This window comes from Methylotuvimicrobium sp. KM1 (assembly GCF_044788715.1).
In the GTDB taxonomy this organism is placed as follows: Bacteria; Pseudomonadota; Gammaproteobacteria; order Methylococcales; family Methylomonadaceae; genus Methylotuvimicrobium.
On sequence record NZ_CP173170.1, the window covers coordinates 1,099,480 to 1,122,319 of the forward strand.

The 22,840-nt window shown below is 52.7% G+C and carries 15 protein-coding genes; 3 read left to right on the forward strand and 12 right to left on the reverse strand.

Annotation, left to right across the window (positions count from 1 at the left end; genetic code table 11):
* Window positions 1–88 precede the first annotated feature (88 nt).
* The 6 genes from cobT to ACINK7_RS04830 all read right to left on the reverse strand — a co-directional run bounded on the left by cobT (window position 89) and on the right by ACINK7_RS04830 (window position 6,352).
* Complete coding sequence (gene cobT / locus ACINK7_RS04805) at window positions 89–1,126, reverse strand: nicotinate-nucleotide--dimethylbenzimidazole phosphoribosyltransferase (RefSeq protein WP_404360155.1); 1,038 nt, start codon at window positions 1,124–1,126, stop codon at window positions 89–91.
* A complete protein-coding gene (gene bluB / locus ACINK7_RS04810) occupies window positions 1,108–1,770 on the reverse strand; it encodes a 5,6-dimethylbenzimidazole synthase (RefSeq protein ID WP_404360156.1) in 663 nt (220 codons plus the stop codon). Before bluB ends, cobT begins: the two co-directional genes overlap by 19 nt.
* Window positions 1,763–2,692, reverse strand: coding sequence for a homoserine kinase (locus tag ACINK7_RS04815; RefSeq protein ID WP_404360157.1), 930 nt, complete (start codon window positions 2,690–2,692; stop codon window positions 1,763–1,765). The genes bluB and ACINK7_RS04815 overlap by 8 nt, the downstream gene beginning before the upstream one ends.
* A gap of 7 nt (window positions 2,693–2,699) precedes the next feature.
* Entirely contained in the window at window positions 2,700–3,593 is an 894-nt protein-coding gene (cbiB, locus tag ACINK7_RS04820; protein WP_404360158.1) for an adenosylcobinamide-phosphate synthase CbiB, read from the reverse strand.
* Window positions 3,586–4,605: an aminotransferase class I/II-fold pyridoxal phosphate-dependent enzyme gene (locus tag ACINK7_RS04825; protein ID WP_404360159.1), complete on the reverse strand. Its 1,020-nt coding sequence runs from the start codon at window positions 4,603–4,605 to the stop codon at window positions 3,586–3,588. Before ACINK7_RS04825 ends, cbiB begins: the two co-directional genes overlap by 8 nt.
* 103 nt (window positions 4,606–4,708) lie before the next feature.
* Window positions 4,709–6,352 (reverse strand): hypothetical protein, encoded by a 1,644-nt coding sequence (locus tag ACINK7_RS04830; RefSeq protein WP_404360161.1) that lies wholly within the window; start codon window positions 6,350–6,352, stop codon window positions 4,709–4,711.
* A gap of 315 nt (window positions 6,353–6,667) precedes the next feature.
* Here ACINK7_RS04830 and ACINK7_RS04835 point away from each other — a divergent pair, with 315 nt between their 5' ends.
* Window positions 6,668–7,066, forward strand: coding sequence for a rhodanese-like domain-containing protein (locus ACINK7_RS04835; RefSeq protein ID WP_404360162.1), 399 nt, complete (start codon window positions 6,668–6,670; stop codon window positions 7,064–7,066).
* Window positions 7,067–7,382: 316 nt separating this feature from the next.
* Here the strand turns inward: ACINK7_RS04835 and ACINK7_RS04840 are convergent, their stop codons facing one another.
* The gene (locus ACINK7_RS04840; protein ID WP_404360163.1) at window positions 7,383–8,741 is read right to left on the reverse strand and encodes a TolC family protein; all 1,359 of its coding nucleotides are present in this window, start codon (window positions 8,739–8,741) and stop codon (window positions 7,383–7,385) included.
* 120 nt (window positions 8,742–8,861) lie between these two features.
* Window positions 8,862–12,221: a maltose alpha-D-glucosyltransferase gene (gene treS, locus ACINK7_RS04845; protein ID WP_404360164.1), complete on the reverse strand. Its 3,360-nt coding sequence runs from the start codon at window positions 12,219–12,221 to the stop codon at window positions 8,862–8,864.
* Between the two features lie 560 nt (window positions 12,222–12,781).
* On the opposite strand from treS, the gene ACINK7_RS04850 reads away from it, so the two are divergent.
* The gene (locus ACINK7_RS04850) at window positions 12,782–16,699 is read left to right on the forward strand and encodes a DUF3683 domain-containing protein (RefSeq protein WP_404360165.1); all 3,918 of its coding nucleotides are present in this window, start codon (window positions 12,782–12,784) and stop codon (window positions 16,697–16,699) included.
* 537 nt (window positions 16,700–17,236) lie between these two features.
* Here the strand turns inward: ACINK7_RS04850 and ACINK7_RS04855 are convergent.
* From ACINK7_RS04855 to ACINK7_RS04870, 4 genes are all read right to left on the reverse strand, one after another.
* Window positions 17,237–17,956 (reverse strand): arginyltransferase, encoded by a 720-nt coding sequence (locus tag ACINK7_RS04855; protein WP_404360166.1) that lies wholly within the window; start codon window positions 17,954–17,956, stop codon window positions 17,237–17,239.
* Window positions 17,944–18,636: a leucyl/phenylalanyl-tRNA--protein transferase gene (aat, locus tag ACINK7_RS04860; RefSeq protein ID WP_404360167.1), complete on the reverse strand. Its 693-nt coding sequence runs from the start codon at window positions 18,634–18,636 to the stop codon at window positions 17,944–17,946. Before aat ends, ACINK7_RS04855 begins: the two co-directional genes overlap by 13 nt.
* Window positions 18,637–19,245: 609 nt before the next feature.
* A complete protein-coding gene (trxB, locus tag ACINK7_RS04865) occupies window positions 19,246–20,199 on the reverse strand; it encodes a thioredoxin-disulfide reductase (RefSeq protein WP_404360168.1) in 954 nt (317 codons plus the stop codon).
* Window positions 20,200–20,435: 236 nt separating this feature from the next.
* Window positions 20,436–21,083, reverse strand: a complete 648-nt coding sequence (locus ACINK7_RS04870) for a DUF2959 domain-containing protein (RefSeq protein WP_404360169.1) — start codon at window positions 21,081–21,083, stop codon at window positions 20,436–20,438.
* Window positions 21,084–21,235: 152 nt separating this feature from the next.
* On the opposite strand from ACINK7_RS04870, the gene ACINK7_RS04875 reads away from it, so the two are divergent.
* Window positions 21,236–22,816: a peptide chain release factor 3 gene (locus tag ACINK7_RS04875; RefSeq protein WP_404360170.1), complete on the forward strand. Its 1,581-nt coding sequence runs from the start codon at window positions 21,236–21,238 to the stop codon at window positions 22,814–22,816.
* The last annotated feature ends 24 nt before the right edge of the window (window positions 22,817–22,840 follow it).

Here is a 22,840-nt window from a genome sequence, read left to right on the forward strand (position 1 = left end):
AAAACCGTCTAAGAAAAAAAGGTATGGGATGTGTCTATCGAGGACCCTGAATACTAAGAAAGTTTTCAAACTGGGAGTTGCTGCAATTTCAACCCCCATCCACGCCCGCTTCGGCAAAGCTGGCCATTTCGTTCAGCATCGCAACCGCCGAGGCTATCAAGGGATAGGCCAGTGCCGCGCCCGAGCCTTCGCCTAGGCGTAATTCAAGATCAAGCAAGGCTTGCGCGCCAAAGTGATCGAGCAGCGCTTGATGGCCTTGTTCGTCCGAGACATGGCTGAATACGCAATAATCCAAGACCTCGGGATGGCATTTTGCCGCGGCCAATAATGCACAGCCGGCGATAAAGCCGTCGACGACGATCAACATACCCCGTTCGGCGGCTTTCAGATAAGCGCCGGTCATCATCGCGATTTCAAAACCGCCGAAGATGGCTAATACCTGTAATGGGTCATGTATGTTTGGATGTTGTGCCAAGGCTTGATTCAATACCGACAATTTATGGCCGAGTTGCGCTTCATTCAATCCCGTCCCGCGTCCGACGCATTGCGCCAGCGGCAAGCCGGTCAAGCAATGCATCAACAGCGAGGCGGACGAGGTATTGCCGATGCCCATTTCGCCGAAGCCGATACAATTGCATCCGGTCCGGTGGCGTTCCTGTACGATGTCGGCGCCGGCCTGTATGGCTTGGGTGCATTCGCTCTCGGTCATTGCCGGCGCATCTAAAAAATTACGCGTGCCTTTGCCGATTTTGGCATCGATTAATTTAGAGTGGGGGCTGAGTTTGGCATTGACGCCGGCATCGACGATCCACAGGTCGAGGCCGTTGTGCTTGGCGAAAACGCTGATGGCGGCCCCGCCTGCCAAGAAATTAGCGACCATTTGCGCCGTGACGCTTTGCGGATAGGCGCTGACTCCGTTTGCTGCGATGCCGTGATCGCCGGCAAAAATCACGATAGCCGGGTTAATCAGCGTTGGCGATAGCGTGTTCTGTATCAAACCGATGCGTAGCGCCAGTGCTTCCAAACGGCCCAGCGACCCCAGGGGCTTGGTCTTTTGGTCGATTTTGGCTTGCAGCGCGTCGGTGAGCTCGGAGTCTACCGGCTTGATCAAAAAGTGAGTTTGCATGGCTTGTTCCAGGCGTTTTCAAATAAACAATCGTTCAATTCCAAGCGCGATGCCCACTGTTCTTGTTGCAATAGCGGCTCGTCATAAAAGTGCTCGACATGGCCCAGACATAAAATCGCGAACGGTTGGCTGTCATCGGGCATCGTCAATAATTGCTTCAGCGCTTCCGGCTCGAACATCGATACCCAGCCCAAACCCAGCCCTTCGGCCCGGGCGGCCAGCCACATATTCTGGATTGCGCAAGATAACGAGGCCAAGTCCATTTCCGGTAGGGTGCGCCGGCCGAAGATATGCTCTTCTCGTCGGTCGCTCAACGAGGCGATGAGGATTTCGGCGCATTCCAGGATGCCTTCGACCTTGATGCGCATGAATTCGTCTTCGCGCTCCTCTAAGGCGCGGGCGGTTTGCAGGCGCTCCAGCTCGACCAGATCGTGTATGGCTTCGCGTAAATCCGGGCGGGTAATGCGTATGAAACGCCACGGCTGCATGAAGCCGACGCTCGGGGCATGGTGCGCCGCCGCGATGATGCGCGCCAGCCTATCGGGCTCGACCGGGTCGGGCAAAAAATGGCGCATATCGCGGCGCTCGTAAATGGCGCGGTAAATGGCGGCACGTTCGGCGTCGGAATAGCGATGATCAGGCATGGGCGGCGTTTCGGTGTTGTACGAGCAGGTCTTTAAAAACGAACGGGTCTTTGGGTTGGCTCAGGGCGGCCGAGCGATTGCTGTAGCGGTGTACGAGGCGCGACAGCCAAAAACGCAATGCGGCGGCTCTGAGCATGCGGTTGCAATGCTGATGTTCGATTGCCGATAAAGGCCTTAGGGTTTCATAGCCTGAGAGCAGCGCGGTTAATTTTTGCGTATTGAAAATACCGTCGTCGCAGCACCAGTCGTTCGCGCTGACCGCGATATCGCGTAGCCAGTGGTCGCTGCAGGCGCTGTAGAAATCGAGTATGCCGCTGATTTGTCCGTCGGCGAATAAGGCATTATCCCGAAATAAGTCGCCGTGAATCACGCCGGCGGGCAGGGTCTGTTGTTCGTGCTTCGCCTGAAATTGCAGTTCGCCCAGAATCAATTCGCGGTCGTCGGCGGACAGTTGACTCTCGACTTGCTCGAACAAGGCTTTGATCGACAAAACGTCATGATGGCTTGTGATCGGAAAGGAATAATCACGCGTGTCGAGATGCAGCCTAGCCAGTTCTGAGCCGATTTGCCGGCATTGATCGGGTGTGGGCGAAACGATGGATCGGCCGGCCAAGCGTTTACAGACCAGTGCCGGCTTGCCGTTGAGGTTTCGCAATAGCCGGTTTTGTTGGTCGGCCTGCGGATTCGGATACAGCGGGTTACGTGTCCCTAAGCGTTGCATCAGTTCGATCACCGGGGTCAGTTCCTCGTCATTCTGAGCTTCGAACAAGGTCAAGACATAGTTGCCTTGCGTGGTCACGACCGCATAATGACTGTTTGCGATACCTTCGGGAATGCCAGCAGAATCGACTACCTGGCCGAGATCGTAAGCGCCGAAAAAGGCGTCCAGTTGTGCGAATGTGACTGAGGTATAAACGGACATCGGTTGATCAAGACAGCAAGAAACCAACGGCCAATAGGCCGAGGATCGTGAAATCAATGGGTGTTTTCATGGACAATGCTTTCGATAGCGTGGTTTTAGTGACCGGCACGATGGCATCGCCCAGCGCCGGTTTGGTTTTTAGTCGGCCATGGTACATCGCATCGCCGCCCAATGCCACGCCCAAGGCACCCGCCATCGCGGCAATCGGCCGGCCGGCATTGGGGCTTTCCAGTTTATCGGCGTCCCGCCATAAGCATTGTAAAGCCCGTTTTTTATCGGCCGACACTAAAATAATCAATAAGGCCGTCAAACGGGCCGGAATAAAGTTGGCGAGATCGTCGAGTTTGGCGGCGATTCGGCCGAAATGAAGATAGCGGTCGGTTTTATAGGCGATCATCGAATCTAAAGTATTGACGGCTTTGTAAACGGCCAAGCCCGGTAGGCCGAATAAGACCAGATAAAACAGCGGTGCGATGACGCCGTCGCTGAGGTTTTCGGCCCAAGTTTCAATCGCCGCCTTATAGACCTCGCTATCGCTCATCGTTTCGGTATCGCGGCTCACCAGGTAACGCAAGGCTTGCCGAGGCTGCCGTGCGGTCAAGAGTTCCGATACGCTGGCATGCAGCATGTGCATCGCCAGGCCCGTCGATGCGATGACGGCCAAAACGGGTAGGGCGAGCCAATAGGGTAAAGCTTGGCAGGCGTAAACGATCGAGAGGCTTACGATCAGGGTCAAGGTAAATAGACTGGCGACCAATATCGTGCCCGATAGAATAGTGTCGCGGTAATAACGCCGTTCATACCCTTCGATAAAGCGGCCCATCAGCACGACCGGGTGGGTCGTGCGGAATTCGCCGAAACGCAGGTCGATCAAATAGGCCAGCGCCGCCAATTCAAACATGTTGCAAACACTCGGCAAGCCGGGCGATCGATTCGGCATCTTTAACCGCGAAGCGCACATGGCGTTTATCCAGGCCTTCGAAATTGTCGCACACGCGAATCAAGATTCGCGCCTTTTCCAGGTGACGCTGCAAGGCTTGGCCGTCGATTTTCGCCAAACGGGCGAGGATAAAATTGGCTTGACTCGGATACACCCGGTCGAACAGGTTGGAACCCTCCAGTACTTGTCTCAATGATTCGCGAAGCCGTGTCGTTTGCCTGCGCGTGTTGTCGGCGAAGGTATCGTTAGAAAGGGCTTGTTGCATGTAGGCAATATCGAAACTCGACAGTTTCCACGCCGGTTCGAGTTGTTTCAGTTTTGTGATTGCCGTTCTCTCGGCGGCGACGAAACCGATGCGGACGCCGGCGCTGCCGTAAAATTTACTCAAGGACTTGATCAGATAAAGGTTCGGAATTTGCCCTATCCTATCGCTGATACTTGCCGTGGAAGCGGTAGGGCAGAAGTCCAAAAAAGACTCGTCGATTAGGATCGTGCATCGAGCGGCTTGCCATTGGGTCAGTAAATCGTGCAGGTCGTAAAGCGTGCCGTCGGGCGTGGCCGGGTTGACGAAAATGACGGTGCTGTAGGGCGGAATTTCCGTCTGTTCAAAACGACCGAAACGGTCGATGCAGTGAATTCGGCAACCTAATTGCCGAGCGATGCGCGCATATTCGACGTACATCGGCGTATAGAGTACAACTTCCTCGGGATGGAGCCTGCGTAATAACGCAAAAATCGCCGCGCTCGCGCCGTTGAAGGGTTCCAGGTCGGCAGGATCCGGCAACGGGTAGCGATGACGAAGCACCTCTTTCAAGGCGCTGTAATCCGGATCGGCGTAAGGCGACGGGTCGAATTGCAAGGTGCGCCAGTCGATGGCCTGAACGGGATTGATGTTGGCTGAAAAGTCCAAGACCTGATCCGACCGGCAGCCGATGCGTTCGGCAAAACTGTAAATATTACCGCCGTGTTTCATTCAGCAATGCGAGTTGTACGAAGTCAAAAGCCGGTTATTTTAAACCAAACAGGGCGTCGGGGGTGAGAATATCGGCGGGAATCCCGCCGTCGCAGCAGCCCAATCAACTGCTATCCTTCAAGAAGGTGCGCCGGGCGATAAAAATCGCCGACAACGGCATCGCCAATCCCAGGAACATCACGATGAAAAATAAGCTGCCTAATTGGCTGTAATCGGCGGCGGTGACGACCGAACCGGTTGTAGGGTCTTTGATTTCGCGGCTGATCACGAACACTTGATTGAGCGCCTTGGTCAGCAATTGAGACAGCGAAAGCGCCAAGTTGACGAATGCGGCCATGACTGCGAAATAGGTCGCCTTGAGTCTGGGAGGTGCGGAGTTGGCGATCCAGGCCAGCATCGGAATCATCGCGATCTGTCCGAGGGGAGATTCCAGCGCGGTATCGATCAAGGCAATGAAGCGCGCATCGACCACGCCCCCTGTATGGGCCTGCGTCCATTCGTGAAAACCGTAAAACAGCGCGATGTTCGGTAAATACAATGCACTCAACGCTATCGTCAAGACCGCAATCACATGGGTGATCGGGCGTTCGGCCATGAAGCGCCGGAATAGAAACATGCCGAACAGAGTCAGTCCGCTAGTGACTAACGATAGTTGCGCAAGAAACTGTTGATCGAAGGCGAGCACATCGATCATCCACCACGTTTCTCCTGCGCCGGTCGTCGGCACGGCCCGAAAGGCGAATATCACGAAAGCGATGCCGTACAGCTGATTGCGCTGGGTGGGTTCCAAGTCCAGCGTCAGACGCCAAATCAAAAACATGACGATAGCCAGCGAACCGATGAAGACGATTGCATCGCTATTCGGAATATCGCTCAAGCCCATTAAGACCGCGAACAACACGAAACCGAGTCCGCCGCCGAGAATCCACCAGTTGATTTCGGGCAATTCATCTTCGGGTCGGGCCAGTAATCGGTTAATGTCTTCGCGTTCATAACCTTGCGCCGCCAAGCGCCATTCTTGTTGAGATCGCAGATAGGCGGACAGCAATACCCCGGCTATCGAAATCAAGGGTATGACCAAGGCCCAACGGTAAACCGACAAATACACCGCCGCTTTTTCGGTTTCGCTCATCAAGTGTACGTCATCAAATAGAATGACATTGGCGGCCGCGACCAGCATCGTCCCGCCGATAATGGCGACCCGGCCCAAGGTCTGCATCGTCGTATGCGCTAATTTGATTTGCGCTTCGGGTAGCGGCCTGCCTTGTTCGTCGAAACGCGGTACCGCTTCGACCGTCATCGCATCGGCCACGGTATCCTGTACGACATAACCGATCGGCGCCAGCAATACCGATAAGACAAACCAGGTTTCGGCAGGCAGGATGTGCGTCATGTAGTCCCGGTCAGCCAAGAGATTGATCATGATCAGTAAGCTAGCAGCGATCAGCGCCGCGCCGAGATAGATCAACTTGGTTTTATGCCGCCACAGTAAATCGACCAAATGGCCAACCGGCATTTTCAGCGCCCACGGCAGCATCACCCAGAAGCCTAACATGGCCAAAAACTCGGCCGACAAGCCGAGATATTCCTTGACGAAAAAGGTTCCGACGATGCCGGTCAAGCCGGAAACGCCGGCTGCCAGATAGACCATTAACGGCGGGACGTAGCTAAGGCGCATTTGTCGAGCCAGATCGTAAACATTGCGGTCTAGCCAGTTTTGCCATTGGCGGTTCGGTTTTGTATTCATAAGTTCATTGTCGATGAGTGAGGCGTTACGCAATGCTTAATCCTAACCCGGACTAGTCCGGAGCCAAAGCGGAAATCGTTTTCGCCATAGTGTTATGACTTCGATACCGTTGTGCGTTTTTTAGCATTGTCGTCTTCGACGATCGAAAGTGTTAAGTATACCTATCGGGCGAGTGACCGCACCCAGCCGCCCCTCGCACTTTCATTTGTCGGGGCGATGGCTAGGCCTTCATGAACGTTACTTTGAAACCGCTTCGCACCCATCTTGGTTTTTATGATTAAATGCGTTTTTACTTATGCTATTAGGTCATTGTCTATGAAACTCCGAATCTTGGCTAAGAAGCCGCTGTTATTTTCGATCATGATTATCGCTATCGTTGCCGGTTGCGCGTTTCAAAAACCTGATTATCTGACTATGATCAGTACTGAAGAACTCAATCGAATCATGCAAAATGAGTCTATTGTTTTAATCGATGTTCACATTCCCGAACAGCAGCATATCAAGGGGACTAATCTTTTCATTCCTTACAACGAGGTTGAGCAATATCAAGATAAATTGCCTGCCGATAAAAATACCGCTCTTTACTTGTATTGCGAAGGCGGGCCTATGGGCAATGCTGCCGCGCGGTCTCTTTATGAATTGGGTTACCGTAATTTATACAATCTTGAAGGAGGAGCTAAAGCTTGGCGGCAAGCGGGGTTGGCGTTTGAATGATGTGAAAGGTGAAAGGTGAAAGGTGAAAGGTGAAAGGTGAAAGGTGAAAGGGGAAAGGTGAAAGGTGAAAGGTGAAAGGTGAAAGGTGAAAGGGGAAAGGTGAAAGGGGAAAGGGGAAAGGGGAAAGGTGAAAGGGGAAAGGTGAAAGGGGAAAGGGGAAAGGGGAAAGGGGAAAGGGGAAAGGGGAAAGGGGAAAGGGGAAAATAGGACTTGACAAGCGCATGAAGTGCCGCATCATTTCACTATTCACTATTCACTATTCACTATTCACTATTCACTATTCACTATTCACTATTCACTATTCACTATTCACTATTCACCTCCAACTCCCCAGCGCTTTTTTTAGCTCGGCCTCGGCGCGTAATGCGTCGAAACGTGCTGCGATATCGCGCGAATGCGCTTTGTCGCGCGCGACTTCGGCCTCGATATAACGCGTGACCGTGGCGGCGCCGGCTTGGCGTTGTTGGTTGACCAAGCGCAAGGCTTCCTCGGCCGATGCGATAGCCGCACGCGTCACATTGAGGCGTGCCAACGCTTCCCTGAATTTCAAATGCGCGGTTTTGACTTCATTTTCGATTGCGAGCTTGGTCTGGGTATGCGCTTTTTGCGCTTCGTTCAATTGATGCTCGGCTTTTTTAACGGCTTCGCTGGTACCGAAACCGTTAAACAAATCCATTTCAACCATGACGCCGGCCGTGACATTGTCGCGGTTAGTGGAAAAATCGATATTCTTGCTGTCCGAGCCGTAGCTGACATACGCATTCGCGCGCGGCAGATGCGCGCCTTTGGCCGCGCTCAATTTGCGTTCGGCGATTTCGACTCGTTTGTAAGCCGCGGCGATTTCCGGGCGCTCCTTGATGGCGCGGTTCAGTAAATCGTCGAACGATTCATGATTTTCCGGAATTTGCAGCGCCGCCGAGACTTGTTCGAATTCGAATGCTTCGTCGGCATTGAGACCGAGCAGCGTTTTGAGTCCGGTCCGAGTCAGTTCGATCGCATTCGCGGCTTGAATCTCGGCGTCTTGGGTTTCGGCCAATTGCACTTCCAACGATAAGACATCGGATTTCAATAGCGCGCCGGCTTCGTATTGGTTTTTGCTTTGCCGCAGTTCACTGTCGACCGCCTTGATCGAATTCAAAGCGACTTTATGCGCCTCGGAGCTTGCCAGCAGGCCGTAATAAGTCGAGGTTACCGCTTCGATCAATTGATTGCGGACCGCCGACTCTTGCAATTCTGCTGCCTCAACGCCGAGTTCGGCGGCCTTGGCCGCTTGATAGTCTTGACCGCCGCGAAACAGCGAATAGGTCGCGACGACTTCGGGCCGGTAATTATCGGTTCCGCCCGGTTGATTGAAATTGGTAGAACCGTCGAGATTCAGCCGCCGCTGAGATATGATCATGCCGAACGCGCGCGAGGGATTGTCAGTATGCTCGTAAGACATGCGTATTTGAGCTTGCGGGTAAAACGCGGCGAATGCTTCGCCCAATTGCGCTTGAGCTTGGCCGATACGCTCATGAGCGATTTGCAGATCCGGATTGTTTTGCAATGCCAGCGATATGGCGTCTTCCAAGGTATAAGTCGGTCGGCGTTCGAGTTCCGAAGATTGTGCGTAAGCCCGAGCTTGCGGCAGTATTAGTAAGCAAGCCAGAACGGCTGTTTTGGTCAATTCAAGCATAATGGCTTTCCGTTGAGGTAATTGGAATCATGCCGGCTAGTATATAAGAAAATACTAATATTATATAGAGTTCGGAACAAACCGATAATACCGTAACGTAAACTGCTGATGTCAAGGATATCACTCGGCTTCTATTCTCGTCGGCGACGCTAGGATGTTACTAATTTCAATGACTATTTTTTCCGGAGAGTCGCTAAAATCATCGTGTAGTTCGTAAAACGCTTTTTCGAGTAGAAACAGGTCGATCAGACCGCGCGGAGTTGCATTTTTTGCAAACAAGTCGCTACTGCTTACCGCTTTATCATAGGCGGCGAGGAAAGTGCGTTTAACCTCGGTCTCCCAGTCGCGCATCATGGGTTCTAATTTGGCGATATCATTGGGCCGTTCAATGCTGGCGAGCGTCATGGCTTTATGGGCCGCATGGTTCAAGGATCTTAGCACATCCGCCACATCTCTTAACGGCGAATGTTTTCGATGTTGTCCGGCGCGTAATGGCGCCGGATCGCTCTCAAAGTCGGTAAATAAGAAATCGTTTTCGGTCAGTAGCACATGCCCCAGATTAAGATTTCCATGATAGCGGATTTTAATTCCTTTTGCCGGTTCGGAAAGACAAGCGTTCATTCGTTCAATTAGCGCCTCGCGTTGTTCGAGTAAAGGGCGTAGCGCCGTTTGAACTGTTTCATCAAGCTCGTTCAGGCGATGTTCGAGTAAATCCAGCGTTGATGCTGCTTCGGTTTGCGCTTGCCGCACCCAGTCCGATAGGTCGTCGTCGCTGACCGGCTCGGGATCGAAAGCGGGAGTATCTGTTACCGTGCCCAATGCATGATGCAGTTCGCCGGTGCGCCGACCGAGCGTTTGAATGAGCATGAGATAAGCGCTATGCTTCTCTGCGGCAAGACACGGCTCAGGTTCTGTCGTGAGGCATTCTTCCAGAAATCTTTCCAAATAATCGAGCGTGTAGCTCCAACCGTCGCCCTGGTTCTTGACATAGCCTTGCAACACGGCAAGGGTCATGACACCGCCATTCTCGTCCCGATACTCGATGAAACCGGCGATGGGCGGCGTATTACGGAATTTTACCGTATTGCTCAAAAAGCATCCTATTTCAATTTCCGGATGGCGTCCGATTTGAAGACGTCGATAACCTTTCAAAAATAACCGATTGTTCAGGGCGACGGTCGTTTTATTATCTTTCGTATGAGGCGGATGTGCGGCTAGTTTGTCCGTCTTTTTTCCAGCGCATTCGTCAAATGCATCGGTCGGTGAACAGTGGATGACTCCTTGTTCGCAGGCGATTGTACGGTCGGCGCCAATGGCCTGGACAAGTGCTTGGCAAAATGCCTCGTCTGCAAATGCATCGCCTAAAATGCCGACTTGAGATTGCTGGCGTACTTTAGCCACGGTGAAAGGCGTTAAGTCATGTAAGCGTTTCTGATCGTGATTCTCCCATGCCAGCGCGAGCGGTAAAAAACAATGAAAAGGCTCTACGGACTTGTGTTCGATACGGGCTAGGGTGAGTAGCCAGGTATTGTCTTCCGGTCCCCATTCGGCATAATCGCTAATATGCACACGGTCGAGCGATTCGCTGCTGATTTCACGATGCCAGTTTTGTGCGGCGACAAAGCCCGGTAACGCGTTTTCTTCGAGTTGAGTGCGCGCCTTTTCGGACATGGCAATACGCCAGGATTCGTCTTGGTTTCGAAAAAAACTGTGCCAGCCGTCGAATAGCACTAGCGTCGGTAACTCCTCGGGTAATAAGTGTTCTTCGTGCCAAGCCGGCACGTCTTCGCTACGGGCCAGCCGGAACCAATAGTAATTATAGCCGGGCAGGGTAAGCAGGTACGGTAATTCGCCGATAGGCGGAAAAGTCGTGTGTCCGAGCATTTCCACCGGCACGCATCCTTTATAAGCCGAAAGATCCAATTCGACCGCCTGCGCGGCTCGCGATAAGTTGCTGACGCATAGGATGATATCGTCTTCGTATAACCTGAGATAGGCGAGGATTTTTCGATTGCCGGGGTGTAAAAAAACCAGTTCGCCGCGTCCGAATGCCTGGTGGTTTTTGCGCAAAGTTAAAACATGCTTCATCCAGTTGAGCAGCGAAGAGCGGTCGCGCAACTGCGCCTCGACATTGACCGCCCCATAGCCATAGATCGGGTCCATGATCGGGGGCAGGTACAGGCGTTGCGGGTCGGCGCGGGAGAAACCGCCGTTACGATCCGGACTCCATTGCATGGGGGTCCTGACGCCGTTGCGGTCGCCAAGGAAAATATTGTCTCCCATGCCGATTTCGTCTCCGTAATAAATGATGGGCGAGCCCGGCATGGATAGCAGTAAGCTGTTCATCAGCTTGATTTTATCCAGCTCGTTATCCATCAGCGGGGCCAGGCGGCGCCGAATTCCGACATTCAAGCGCGCTCGAGGGTCGCTGACATAGATTTGATACATGTAATCGCGCTCCTTGTCGGTGACCATCTCCAGGGTCAATTCGTCATGATTGCGCAGGAATATGGCCCATTGACAGTTTTCGGGAATGGTCGGAGTCTGCCGCATGATGTCCACGACGGGGTGGCGGTCTTCTTGCGCGATAGCCATGTAAATTCGAGGCATGAGCGGGAAATGATAGGCCATGTGGCACTCGTCGCCGTCACTGAAATAATCCCGGACATTTTCCGGCCATTGATTGACTTCGGCGAGAAACACGCAATGCGGATAGTGTTCATCGACAATCGCCCGCATTTGTTTGATCACGTCATGCGTTTCCGGTAAGTTTTCGTTGTTGGTTCCCTCTCGAACGCATAGATAGGGAATAGCGTCCAGGCGCATGCCGTCAACGCCTTGATCCAACCAGAAGCGCATCAATTTGATGACGGCTTTGACGACCTGCGGGTTATTGAAATTGAGATCCGGCTGGTGAGAAAAAAAGCGATGCCAGTAATAGGCATGAGCCTCATCGTCCCAAGTCCAATTCGAGTTTTCGGTATCCTCAAAAATAATTCGCGTTTCGGGGAATTTTTGGTTGGTTTCGCTCCAAATATAAAAGTCGCGTTTGCCGGAACCCGGCGGCGCTTTTTTCGCAGATTGAAACCACGGATGTTGGTCCGATGTGTGATTGATAACCAGTTCCGTGATGACCTTGAAACCGCGGCGGTGGGCTTCTTTCATGAAACGCTTGAAATCGTCCATACAGCCGTAATCGGGATGAATGTTTCGATAGTCGGCTATGTCGTATCCGTCGTCGCGCAGCGGCGAAGGGTAAAAAGGCAGTAACCAGAGCGTGTTTACCCCGAGATCTTGCAGGTAATCGAGCTTCTGTAGCAATCCTTCGAAATCGCCCATGCCGTTATTGTCGCTGTCGAAAAAGGCCTTAATGTGCAGTTCGTAAATGACAGCATCTTTGAACCACAACGGGTCGTTTTCCCAGTCCGGTTTGTCGCCGTTTAACGGTTGTTCAAATTCACTGCCTTCTGTTTTAGTCATGGCCTTTTCCTGCAGTAGTAAAAGGGGAGTCAAAACCAACGCCCCGACGCTTACCGGTAAATATAAAACAGCCGGCGATTCGGCTCAATGCGGTTAATGACAGTTTAGCACGCGCGTCTTTATCCTAACGCGCTCGGTTGCCCTTCGCCTAGCGTTAGGTGAGGGGCATCGCTATCACAAAGGGTGATTAGTACTGTGGGAGCGATCCCCAGATCGCGATCATCGAAGTCGAAAATGCCGAAAAACGCACAACGGAATCGAAGTCGCAACGCCCAAGCTCCGAAAAAAAGGCGGCTAACCGTTGCAGGCATCGGAAGAGATATTTCGGGTTCCCACGGCCCTCGGTGGAAACCCATGCCTTGTCAGCCGAGGCAAGATCGGTATGCATTCCCACGCTGGAGCGGTGGGAACGAGGAAACGTAAACGACGGCGTCGCTCGCACAAAAGATTCCAACAAAAAATTGCCGGACGGTCATAAATAAAAGCCATGCGGATTTTGAGTTTTTTGTCCATACCTGCCAGTGATACAATACAACTTTCCAACCACGCCATTACCTAGGATGTCAGTGGATTCCGAACTCTCCCCCTTTCTCGACGATGCGTCGCCCGAGCGGCTGCGCGAAATTCCCTATAACTATACCTCTTTTTCCGACCGCGAAATCGTCATTCGATTGCTCGGCGAGGAAAATTGGCAGATCATCGAATCGCTTCGCGACGAACGCATGACCGGTCGTTCCGCGCGGATGTTGTTTGAAGTGCTTGGCGATATCTGGGCGGTTCAGCGAAACCCTTATCTCGAGGACGATTTGCTGAACAACCGCAAACGCCGTAAGGCTCTGCTCGACGCCATGCGCCACCGTCTTCGGCAAATGGAAAAACGCCATGCCGAATACGAAAACGAATATCCGGACCGGGCCAGACGAGTGGCGTTGCTGATCGAAGCGACGCATCAGGCCGTGAACGAATTCGAGGCGCATTTCGATCGCACCCGCGAAATGCGCAAAAAAGCACTGGCTGCGTTCTCGAAGCATACGCATAAAGACAACATCGGTTTCGACGGATTTGCCCGCGTGTCTCATGTAACCGATGCGACCGACTGGCGGGTCGAGTATCCGTTCGTCGTGTTGTATCCAACTAGCGAAAAAGAAGTCGGCCAATTAGTGCGCGATTGCATCAAACTCGGCCTGACCATCATTCCTCGCGGCGGTGGTACCGGCTACACCGGCGGTGCGGTTCCGCTGACGCCTTACTCGGCCGTAATCAATACCGAAAAATTGTTGGACATGGGGCCGATCGAACCGCAATCCCAATTACCGGGCGTCGAGCAGACTTATGCGACGATACATACCGGTGCGGGCGTCGTAACGCGGCGCGTAATGGACATGGCCGAAAACGCCGGCTTGGTGTTCGCCTGCGACCCGACTTCGGCCGATGCTTCGTGTATCGGCGGCAATGTCGCGATGAACGCCGGCGGCAAAAAGGCCGTGCTGTGGGGGACCGCGCTGGATAACTTGGTATCCTGGCGCATGGTGACGCCGGACGGCAATTGGCTCGAAGTCGAGCGTATCCATCACAATTTCGGCAAGATTCACGACCAGGAACTTGTTACCTTTGCCTTGAAGCGTTTCGATGCCAAAGCCAAGGAATTGTTGTCCGAAGAGCGGCTCGAGATTCCCGGCGCGACATTCCGCCGGGACGGCTTGGGCAAGGATGTGACCGATAAGTTTCTCGGCGGCCTGCCTGGCATACAAAAGGAAGGCTGCGACGGCATCATCACTTCGGCGCGCTGGATATTACATAGAATGCCGGCCTATACGCGCACGTTTTGCTTGGAGTTTTTCGGCCAGGTCCGCGATTCGGTGCCGGCCATCGTCGAGATTCGGGATTTCCTGGCGGCCTTGCCGAAAAGCGGCAACGACCGGGTGATGCTGGCCGGGCTCGAACATTTGGACGAACGTTATGTCAAGGCGGTCGGCTATGCCGGCAAGGCCAAGCATCGCGGCCGGCCGAAAATGGTGTTGATCGGCGACATCGTCGGCGATGACGATCATCAAGTCGCGTTGGCGGCTTCGGAAGTGGTTAGGCTGTGCAATGCACGCGGCGCCGAAGGCTTCGTTGCGGTCAGTCCCGAATCGCGCCGGACCTTCTGGCTCGACCGGGCGCGTACTGCAGCGATCGCAAAACATACCAACGCCTTTAAAATCAATGAAGACGTCGTGATACCGCTACCGCGCATGGGCGATTATTGCGACGGCATCGAACGCATCAACATCGAATTGTCGTTGCGTAACAAACTGCGCTTGTGCGATGCCTTGATCGATTTGTTCGAAGGCGATCTGCCCTTGCGTTCCTATGAGGACAGCGTCGATAAAACCGATTTGATCGGCGAACGGCGTGGCCATGCCTTGATGGTAGTCGCTGAAGTTCGCGAACGTTGGCAATGGCTTTATGACAATTTGGACTTGCCGTTGCTGCAGGCCGAAGCTTTATTTTCCCAATACGGCATCGTTGTCGGCGAACTGACCAACCTTGCCGAGCAGCCGACCTTGTTTCATCGCCTGCAGGATTATTCGCTGCGGGTGTCCTGGAAACAGGAATTGTTGCCGCGTTTAAAAGAGATTTTCGAAGGCGACAATTTTCGGCCGGTCGTCGAACGCATCGAAGCGGTGCATAAAGAGGTGTTGCGCGGAAGGGTATTCGTGGCTCTGCACATGCACGCCGGCGACGGAAACGTGCATACCAACTTGCCGGTCAACTCCGATAATTATGAGATGCTGCAAGAAGCCAACGCGGCGGTGGCGCGTATCATGGCCTTGGCGCGCTCTTTGGGCGGCGTGATTTCCGGCGAACATGGCATCGGTATCACCAAATACGAATTTCTGACCGACGAGGAGCTGGCCGGCTTCCACGATTACAAGCAGAGCATCGACCCGGAAGGCCGCTTCAATCGCGGTAAATTGATGCCCGGTTCCGATCTGAGTTCGGCTTATACGACCTCGTTTAATCTGATGGGCTTCGAGTCGCTGATCATGCAGCAAAGCGACATCGGCGCAATCTCCGATTCGGTCAAGGATTGTTTGCGCTGCGGTAAATGCAAGCCGGTCTGTTCGACGCATGTGCCGCGGGCGAATCTATTGTACTCGCCGCGTAACAAAATTTTGGCGACGTCGCTGTTGATCGAGGCTTTTCTGTACGAGGAGCAGACCCGGCGCGGCATTTCGATCACGCATTGGAAGGAATTCGAAGACGTATCCGATCATTGCACGGTGTGCCATAAATGTTTCAATCCGTGTCCGGTCGATATCGATTTCGGCGATGTGTCGATGAATATGCGCAATCTGTTGCGCAAAATGGGCAAGCAAAGCTTTAATCCGGTCAAGACCGCGGCGATCGCGTTTTTGTCGACCGGACGGCCGAGCAGCGTCAAGCTAATGCGCAAACTATTGATCGAATGGTCTTATAAAGCGCAGCGCTTGGGTAATTTTTTCCTCAGGCCTTGGGGCAAGGCGCAGCTCAAGCGCCCGCCGTCGTCGACCGGCAAGCCGGAAATGAAAGAGTATGTGATTCATTTCACGAACCGGAAAATGCCCGGCAAGTTGCCATCGAAAACGTCCAGAGCCTTGCTCGGCATCGAAAGCGATCAAATCGTGCCGATCATCCGCGACCCGAACAAGACCCGGACCGATTCCGAGGCGGTGTTTTATTTTCCCGGTTGCGGTTCCGAGCGCTTGTTTTCGCAAGTCGGCCTAGCGACGCAGGCGATGCTTTATGAAATCGGCGTGCAGACCGTGCTGCCGCCGGGCTATTTGTGCTGCGGTTTTCCGCAGCGCGCGGCCGGTCAATTCGACAAGGCGCAGCAAATCACGACCGACAACCGAGTGTTGTTTCACCGGGTCGCGACCACGCTGAATTATCTCGATATCAAGACCGTCGTGGTCAGTTGCGGCACCTGTCTGGATCAGTTAGTCGATTATGAATTCGAAAAGATTTTCCCCGGCTGCCGCATGATCGACATTCACGAATATCTGCTTGAGAAAGGTGTCAAGCTGGAGGGTGTCAACGGCCGTCGTTATCTATACCACGACCCGTGCCATAGTCCGATGAAACAACAGGACGCGATGAAGACCGTCAACGGATTGCTCGGCGCGCCGGTCAATAAATCCGAGCGTTGTTGCGGCGAATCCGGAACCTTGGCAGTCGCGCGCCCCGATATTTCGACACAGGTGCGTTACCGTAAATCGGTCGAGTTGCACCGCGACACCGCGAAACTGCGCGCCGACGATTATGATGGTCCGGTCAAGATGTTAACCTCGTGCCCATCCTGTCTGCAAGGCTTGCAGCGTTACAAGGGCGATGTCGATCAGCTTGAAGTCGACTACATCGTCGTCGAAATCGCCCGGCATGTTCTCGGCGAGAATTGGATGAAAGGCTATATCAAGCAAGCGGCCAAGGGCGGGATCGAGCGGGTGTTGGTTTGATTTTGGTGAGCGGTTAGCAGTAAGTAGGGGGCAGATAGCAGGGAGCTGATGGCAGTCGTTTCCGCGAGACGTGTTATTCAACCCGTCCCCAGCGTTTCGGTTTGGCCTAAACATAAACATCTCGGCTTGCTTTGACCTCGATCGAAACGTTTAGGACGGAGTTGCAAACCCCGTACTGACATGGAGCTCTACGGCAAAGGGTGAATAGTAATGTGGGAGCGATCCCCAGATCGCGATTGTCGAAGACGGTAATGCCGAAAAACGCACAATGGTATCGAAGCCGCAACTTTCAAGCCTCGAAAAAGAGCGGCTAAGCGTTGCAGGCTTCGAAAAAGATAAAGACAACTTAAACGACGCCGGCCGTCCCTCACCTAGCGTTAGGTGAGGGACGACGAAGGCGTCGCTCCCACAAAAGATTTTTCTCCTGCGTGATGAGTTGTTTAACCCGCCCCCAACATTTCAAACGGGGTTGCAAACCACTTTCTTCCAAGGGCCTGCTAAGAATGGATGTCACCTGCGGTGTCTGAAATAATGAATTCAGCGTCTTAAATCGAACGCCTGCCAAACATTGTCGATCAGCAGTTCGATCGGTTGGTATTCGATCTTATAGGCCATTTTTTGGCAATCTTTGATCCAAAAACCCAGATACAGCCAGTCTAGTTTCAATTGCTTGGCCCATTCGATCTGCCAGAGCACGGCATACATGCCGGGGCTTAAATGCGAGAAATCCGGGTCAAAAAAGGTATAGACCGCCGATAGCGCGTTATCAAGCCGGTCGACGGTCGCGACTGCGATCAATTGTTCGTCAATCAAAAATTCCACGAAAAAAGTATTGCACCAGCGGCTGCCCAAAAAATGTAAATATTCCTCCGGGCTGGATTTGGCCATGCTGCCGTCGCTATGGCGGCTGTTTTGATAGCGTAAATACAAATCGTAATGCGCTTGCTCGAATTGGGCCGGTTTAATGACGGTTTGCGTGTTTTGGTTTTTCTTTAAGCAGCGCTGTTGATTGCGTTTGGGTTTGAATTGGGCTACCGGAAGTCGGGCAGGGGTGCAGGCTTGACACTGCGGGCAGCGAGGGGCGTAAACATAATCGCCGCTACGACGGAAGCCGCGCTCAATCAAGCGCGAGTAGAATGCGCTGTTGAGTTCGAAGGAAGGATGCACGAATGCCGAGCAGGCAATCCTGTCGTCCAGATAACTGCACGAATGTTTCTCGGAAAGAAATAATGGTATCGTGGTCGTCAGTTTTGCCATGCGTCTGTCGAAGGTTTTGCCGGGCAATAGCGTTTAAGCAATTCGGAAAAGTCGGTACGGGCGATTTCCTCAGCGCCCAGGCTCAGCAAATGCTGAGTTTGAACTTGGCAGTCGACGAGTCGATAGCCCCATTGTTTTAATTGTCCGGCCAAGGTCACGAAGGCGACCTTGGAGGCATCAGTTCGCTTATGAAACATCGATTCGCCGAAAAAAACTTGACCGATTGCGACGCCGTACAGGCCCCCGGCCAGCTCGCCTTCGAACCAAGTCTCTACCGAATGAGCCAAGCCTTGATGATGTAAATCTTGATAGGCTTGCATCATTTCATCGGTGATCCAAGTCCCTGAAGACGCTTGGCGCGGCTCGGCGCAGCAAGCCATGACTTGGTCGAAGGCACGGTCGAATGTAACGGTAAAAAGTCCTTTACGCAAGGTTTTGGCAAGGCTGCGTGAGATATTGACTCGGTCCGGAAACAAAACCAATCTCGGGTCGGGCGACCACCAAAGGATTGGCTCGCCGGGGTTGTACCACGGAAATATTCCGTTTCGATAAGCATTGAGCAGACGTTCGGTAGACAAACACCCGCCTAGCGCTAGTAAGCCGTTAGGTTCTTCGAGGGCTTTGTGTAACGGAGGGAACGGCTGATTCGAACGAAACGGGTCGAGTACGGTCAATTGCATGGTTTCATGGTTTTATCGAATGATTGTCCTTAAGGTTCCGTCGGTTTTTTATAGTTCCCATGTTCTGCGCTCATCCTTATACATAAATCGTAGATATACCTTTCGCACTTCAAATTTCGGCAGTGCCTAAGGAGGCGCCGGGGTGCTCGGCAAAGGCTTTGCCAGCATGGATGCTGGCATAGAGCCTACATGGATGTATTCACGGCGTCCTTTGACGGGCCCCTGGTGCCGAATTTTGATCAACGATGAGTATACCGTCTTGCCATCTTAGCTAATGAGGCTTCGATACCACTTTTTGTCGCCCAACGTTCCCGACTTCGAAATCGCGATCTGGGGATCGCTCCCACAGAGCATCCGCCCCCTTGTGGGAGCGACGCCTCCGTCGCGATTTCGAAGCCACTGATGTTCAATATCCGCAGATTTATCAAACAGCACCGTTTCCAGGTATACGACGAACTCTGTTTAGCAAGTTTACCGATACTTGTGTATAACGGCGAGAGGAGGGCCATGGGAACCAGAAAAACTTTCCATCCATGGTACTGGATTCCGCCAGTCCATGGCGGAGTGACGAGTTCATTCATCAATCGAACGAAACCCAAGATTGCCGTATTACTCCATTTCGTCCAAGTATTTCTCGGCATCAAGCGCCGCCATGCAGCCTGCTCCGGCCGAGGTAATGGCTTGTTTGTATACGGCATCCATCACGTCGCCGGCCGCGAATACGCCCGGTACGCTGGTTGCCGTCGCGTTGCCTTGCAGGCCGGTTTTAACCTTGATGTAACCGTGTTCCATCTCGAGTTGGCCTTGAAAAATGTCGGTATTGGGCGTGTGGCCTATCGCGATGAATACGCCATGCACATCCAATTCCTTGGTTTCTTCGCTCTTGGTACTTTTGATTCGGATACCGGTCACGCCCATGTCGTCGCCGAGCACTTCGTCGAGCGTATGATCCCATTCGATCACGACATTGCCGTTTTTCGATTTTTCGATCAGTTTGTCGGACAGAATTTTTTCCGAACGGAATTTGTCGCGGCGATGCACGATTGTCACTTGCGAGGCGATGTTGGACAGGTATAGCGCCTCTTCGACTGCGGTATTGCCGCCGCCGATCACTGCAACGGGTTTGTTTTTATAGAAGAAACCGTCGCAGGTCGCGCAGGCGGACACGCCTTTGCCCTTGAAGGCTTCTTCGGATTCCATGCCTAAATACTTGGCCGAAGCCCCGGTTGCGATGATTAATGCGTCGCAGGTATAAACGCCGGAATCGCCGGTCAGTTTATAAGGGCGGGCCGATAAGTCGGCGGTATGGATATGGTCGAAAACGATTTCGGTGTTAAAGCGCTCGGCATGCTTGCGCATTCTTTCCATTAATTCGGGGCCTTGCAAGCCTTCGACATCGCCGGGCCAATTGTCAACGTCGGTGGTTGTCGTCAATTGACCGCCTTGTTCAAGGCCTGTGATCATAACCGGATTAAGATTGGCGCGTGCCGCATAGACGGCTGCAGTATAACCGGCGGGGCCGGAACCCAAAATTAAAAGGCGGCAATGTTTGGTGTCGGTCATTAAAATGTCTCCTGCAATTGAGCTATATCGAAAATAGTCCGATTATAACTGTCCGAATAACTTCTGTCTGTAATGCTAATGAAGAGCTTATTTGGTGGGATAAATTTCAATGACTTATCATTTGGTTAGCAGTTAGCAGTTAGCAGTTAGCAGTGAATAGTGAATAGTGAATAGTGAATAGTGAATAGTGAATAGTGAATAGTGAATAGTGAATCGGCGCTTCGATGTATGGCCGGCTATTTGCTTTCCATTGTCCTGATGAAAGCGTTCGCTTCGTTGATCGATTGTTCCATTGCGGTAATTAACGCCGAAACGTCCGATTGTATCGACCCCAATTCGCCTTTGAGCGAGGCGATTGCCTGCGCGTTCAGATTATGCTTTAAGTACATCACCTGATCCTTGAACACCGACAAGACCGGCTCGATTCGGGATTCGGCTTGTTTCATCGCATTGATGAGTTGCTGATAATGCACTTTCGTCGCATCGAGTTTTTGCTGGCTGTTTCGTTTCAGCGCGGCGCTGCTGTATTCTCCGATTTCCTGTTCCCATTCGCGGAATAGCGCGCCGGATACGTCCTCGATGTCGCTGATACGTTTGTTGACCTCTTTGGCTTTTTTTACGCTGGCTTCGTATTCGCCGTTAAGATTTTTATAAGTGGATTCGAGATTGCCGCCTTTAAAGTCGGTCAATGCGGTAAATTGCTCCAGCGCGGTTTTAAATTGTTCCTTGGTTTCCTCTTGGGTGTCGCGGGCTTTCTCGACGCGGTGTACCATAACATCCCGTTTCGGAATGCCGATTTTTTCGAGGCCACTGTAATACAGGCTCGAGCAGGCCGACAGGCTCATGAATACCATAGCGGCGATCAAGCGATATAAAACGGTCATAACTATCTCCATTAATGGGTTCTTTTTCGGTGTTTCATTTAAGGCTACCTCTACCGGCCAAGCCACTTTGCGCCATTATATTGAAAATACAAAGGAATTGATAATACGGTATAATTTGCCGTTTTTATCCCATCTTTATTTATTGAACATCCATGTCAGAGTTACTTTCAGAACTGAGCCGCAGACGTACCTTCGCGATTATTTCCCATCCCGACGCCGGTAAAACCACGATCACCGAAAAACTACTGCTGTTCGGGGGCGCGATTCAGTTGGCAGGTTCCGTCAAGGGGCGCAAAGCGGCGCGCCATGCGACTTCGGACTGGATGGAAATGGAGAAAGAGCGGGGTATCTCGGTCACGACCTCGGTGATGCAGTTTGAGCATAAAAACAGCATTATCAATCTACTCGATACGCCAGGACACGAAGATTTTTCCGAGGATACTTATCGTACCTTGACCGCGGTCGATTCGGCGTTGATGGTGATCGACGTCGCGAAAGGCGTCGAGGACAGAACGATCAAGCTGATGGAAGTCTGCCGCCTGCGCACGACGCCGATTTTGACCTTTATCAATAAGCTGGACAGGGAAGGGCGCGAACCGATCGAATTGCTCGACGAAGTCGAAAGCGTCTTGCAAATCGAATGCGCACCAATGACCTGGCCGATCGGCATGGGCAAGCGATTCAAAGGCGTTTATCATCTGTACAAGGACGAAATTCATTTGTTCAGCCCGCAGCATGGCGGCAAGATCGCCAAGGCCGAAGTGATCAAAGGGCTCAATAACTTTCATCTGGACGATTTGCTGAAAGATCAGGCCGACGAATTGCGCGAGGAAATCGAGCTAGTCAAGGGCGCCAGCCACGAATTCGATATGGACAAATATTTGCGCGGAGAGCAAACGCCGGTGTTTTTCGGTTCGGCGATCAACAACTTCGGAATTCTCGAATTGCTCGACGCATTCGCGGAGTTCGCGCCGGCGCCCTTGTCGCGAGAGACCGAACAGCGGGAAGTGCGTCCTGATGAGGATAAGTTCACCGGTTTCGTTTTCAAGGTTCAAGCCAACATGGATCCCGCGCACCGCGACCGCATCGCGTTTTTACGCGTTTGTTCCGGCAAGTTCGACAAAGGCATGAAGATCTATCATGTTCGTGCCGGAAAAAATGTCCAGGTCCCCAATGCGCTAACCTTCCAGGCCGACAGCCGCAAAAACGTCGAAGAAGCCTATCCGGGCGACATCATCGGCTTGCATAATCACGGCACGATACAGGTTGGCGATACCTTCACGCAGGGCGAAACGCTCAAATACGGCGGTATTCCGTATTTTGCGCCGGAGCTTTTTAGGCGCGTCGTGCTGAAAGATCCACTACGCGCAAAGGCTTTACAAAAAGGCCTGATCCAATTGACCGAAGAGGGCGCGACGCAGTTGTTCAAACCGCTCAAAAACAACGACTTGATACTCGGCGCGGTCGGCGTGCTGCAGTTTGATGTAACGGCACACCGCTTGAAGACCGAATACAATGTCGAATGCGTCTATGATAACGCGCCGATTTCGACGGTGCGCTGGGTCAGTTCCGATAAGCCGGCCAAGCTCGAGGAATTCAAGAAAAAAGCATTCGAGAACCTCGCCGAAGACGGCGGCGGTTTCTTGGTTTACGTTGCCAGTAGCCGCGTCAATTTGCAATTGACCGAGGAGCGTTGGCCGGATATTAAGTTTAGTGCGACGCGGGAGCTATGACATCGCTTGGGATTTGGTTGAAAA